3 protein-coding genes are annotated in these 3,124 nt (G+C 65.2%); 2 read left to right on the top strand and 1 reads right to left on the bottom strand.

The features are described 5' to 3' along the window. Positions 1-3: 3 nt before the first annotated feature. Together AC1DY5_RS48980 and AC1DY5_RS48985 are read left to right on the top strand one after the other, a co-directional pair. Positions 4-138: a TonB C-terminal domain-containing protein gene (locus tag AC1DY5_RS48980; RefSeq protein ID WP_478121562.1), complete on the top strand. Its 135-nt coding sequence runs from the start codon at positions 4-6 to the stop codon at positions 136-138. 162 nt (positions 139-300) lie between these two features. Further along, entirely contained in the window at positions 301-600 is a 300-nt protein-coding gene (locus AC1DY5_RS48985; RefSeq protein ID WP_478121560.1) for a type II toxin-antitoxin system HicB family antitoxin, read from the top strand. Positions 601-678: 78 nt separating this feature from the next. On the opposite strand, the gene dnaE is transcribed toward AC1DY5_RS48985, so the two are convergent. Then, on the bottom strand, positions 679-3,124 hold a 2,446-nt coding region (gene dnaE, locus AC1DY5_RS48990; protein WP_478121561.1), incomplete at its 5' end, for a DNA polymerase III subunit alpha.

Consider the following 3,124-nt stretch of genomic DNA (forward strand, 5'->3'; position numbering starts at 1 on the left):
GCGCTGGTCAAGTCGAGCGGCCTGCCAAATTGGGACGACGCCGCCCTGCGCGCCCTGCAGAAGACCGAGAAGCTGCCGCGCGACATCGATGGCACGGTACCACCACGGCTGAGCGTGACGCTGCGGCCGAAGCGCTGATCTCGCCTGGGAAGATGAAGCGGGCGAACAGGACCGACACTGCTGCTATCCTTCCCGCATGAAAGTCAGCGAACTGCTTCGGTTGCTCCAGGCAGACGGTTGGCACTTGGTGGCGACGCGAGGAAGCCATCGCCAGGTCAAAACGCAAGCAAGCCCGGCCGCGTGACTGTCGCCGGCAAGCCCAGCGCTGATCTCGCACCTGGGACGCTGAACAGTATTCGGAAGCAAGCCGATCTGAAATTGTGCGGTTGTATGCGCTACGCCGTCGTCATCGAGAAAGCCGGCAACTACTCCGCCTACGTGCCGGATCTTCCGGGCTGCGTGGCCACCGGGGAAACGGTCGCCGAGATCGAAGCGGAAATCAAGGAGGCGATCGCCTTCCATATCGATGGGCTGCGCGAAGATGGCATGCCGATCCCCGAACCGGCCAGTCAGGTTGATTACATCGATGTGACGGCGTAGGCGGCTGGTCGTCCCTGGCAGCCCGCAAATCCAGCAGGACAAGCTGCTGGTCAAGAGTGAGCATGGGCGGCAGGACCACTATTCGTAGACCACCGCCGCCCTGCCCGCATCCGCCTGCGCCATCCAGCTCGCCAGTGCTGCATCGGTCGGAAAAAACTTCGCGCGCTCGCCCAGTTGCAGCTCGACCTGGGCGCCGCCGCGGGCCAGCGACAGGCGCACGCCCAGCCCCTGCTGCAGTTCGCCGTGCTCACTCTGCTCGGTGCGCGGTGGGAAGTCCTTCACAAGCCGCGCGATGTCCGGCGCCTTGCCGTTGACCGCGACGCGCAGAAACTTGCCGAAGCGGCAGCGCGCGGCCGCGAGCTCCCACACCTGCTGGACCTGGAAGCGGGCCTCGAAGCCGCCGCGCCCGGGCTGCAGGCGCCCGCTCACGATCACCAGTTCGTCGTCCTTCAGCACACTGCGGTTGGCGTTAAACAGCGCCTCGTCGGCGGTGGCGTCGATGGCGCCCGACTTGTCGTCGAGCTTGAAGATCGCGAGCCGTCCGCGCTGGCCGTTGATGACGCGGAAGTCGCTCACGATGCCGGCGATCACCTGCGGCTCGCGGCTGTCGAGCAGGTCGTCGATCTGGCGCTTGCAGAAGCGCCGCACCTCGTGCTCGACCTCATCGAACAGGTGCCCCGACAGGTAGAAGCCGACCGCGGTCTTCTCGTAGGTCAGACGTTCCTTGACGCCCCAGGGCATGGCGTCGACGAGGCCGGGCTCCTGAGTGGCCGAGCCGTGCTCGCAGTCGCCGAAGATGTCGACCTGCGCCGCATTGGCCTGGGTCGCGTTGGCGAACTCGAAGGCGCGGTCGACCGAGGCGACCAGCGAGGCCCGGTTCTGCTGCAGCGAATCGAAGGCGCCGGCCTTGATCAGCGCCTCGACCGTGCGCTTGTTGATGCGCTGGCGGTCCACCCGGACGCAGAAGTCGAACAGGCTCTTGAACGCGCCGCCCTCCTCGCGCGCCTTGACGATGGCTTCGACCGCGAGCTGGCCGGTGCCCTTGACCGCGCCGAGCCCGTAGCGGATCACCTTGTCGGTGACCGGCTCGAAGCGATAGTCGCCGCGGTTCACGTCCGGCGGCTCGAAGTTCATGCCGAAGTTCTTCTGCGCGTCCTCGAACAACACCTTGAGCTTGTCGGTGTCGTCCATTTCGACGGTCATGTTGGCGCAGAAGAACTCGGCCGTGTAGTGGACCTTGAGCCAACCTGTGTGGTACGCCAGCAGCGAGTACGCGGCCGCGTGCGACTTGTTGAAGCCGTAGCCCGCGAACTTCTCCATCAGGTCGAAGATCTCGTCGGCCTTCTTCTGGTCGATGTTGTTCTTGGCCGCGCCCTTGCGGAAGATCTCGCGGTGCTCGGCCATCTCCTCGGCCTTCTTCTTGCCCATCGCGCGGCGCAGCAGGTCGGCGCCGCCGAGCGAGTAGCCGCCGAGGATCTGCGCGGTCTGCATCACCTGCTCTTGATAGACCATGATGCCGTAGGTCTCGGACAGCATCTCGGCCACCAGTGGATGCGGATACTCGACCGGCTCGCGGCCGTGCTTGCGCGCCACGAAGCTCGGGATCAGGTCCATCGGGCCCGGCCGGTACAGCGCATTGAGCGCGATCAGGTCCTCGAGCCGGGTCGGCCGCGCATCCTTCAGCATGCCCTGCATGCCGCGCGATTCGAACTGGAACACGGCCTCGGTCTTGCCTTCGGAGAACAGCTTGTACGTGGGCACGTCGTTGAGCGGAATGTTCTCGAACGCGAAGTCTTCCTGACCCTTGTGGCGCGCGACGATGAAGTCCTTGGCGATTTCGAGGATGGTCAGCGTGGCAAGACCCAGGAAGTCGAATTTGACCAAGCCGACCGCCTCGACGTCGTCCTTGTCGTACTGGCTCACGGCCGAGTCGCTGCCGGGCTGCTGGTAGAGCGGGCAGAAATCGGTGAGCTTGCCGGGCGCGATCAGCACGCCGCCGGCATGCATGCCGATGTTGCGCGTCATGCCTTCGAGCTTTTGCGCCAGCTCGACCAGCATGCGGACTTCTTCCTCCTTCTCGATCCGGGCCGCGAGCTGCGGCTCCATCTCGATCGCGTAGTTGTTCTTGTCGTTGTCGGGCTTGGGTGACGGCGGGTACTGCAGCGTCACCGGCTGACCCGGCTTGTTCGGGATCAGCTTGCTGATGCCGTCGCAGAACATGTAGCTCATGTCGAGCACCCGGCCGACGTCGCGGATCGCGGCCCGTGCGGCCATGGTGCCGAAGGTGGCGATCTGGCTCACGGCGTCGCGGCCGTACTTGTCCTTGACGTAGTCGATGACGCGGTCGCGGTTGCCCTGGCAGAAGTCGATGTCGAAGTCGGGCATCGAGACCCGCTCGGGGTTCAGGAAGCGTTCGAACAGCAGCTTGTATTCGAGCGGATCGAGGTCGGTGATCTTGAGCGCATAGGCGACCAACGAGCCGGCACCCGAGCCCCGGCCCGGACCGACCGGGCAGCCGTTCTTC

Source organism: Variovorax sp. P4_D9, assembly GCF_056401695.1.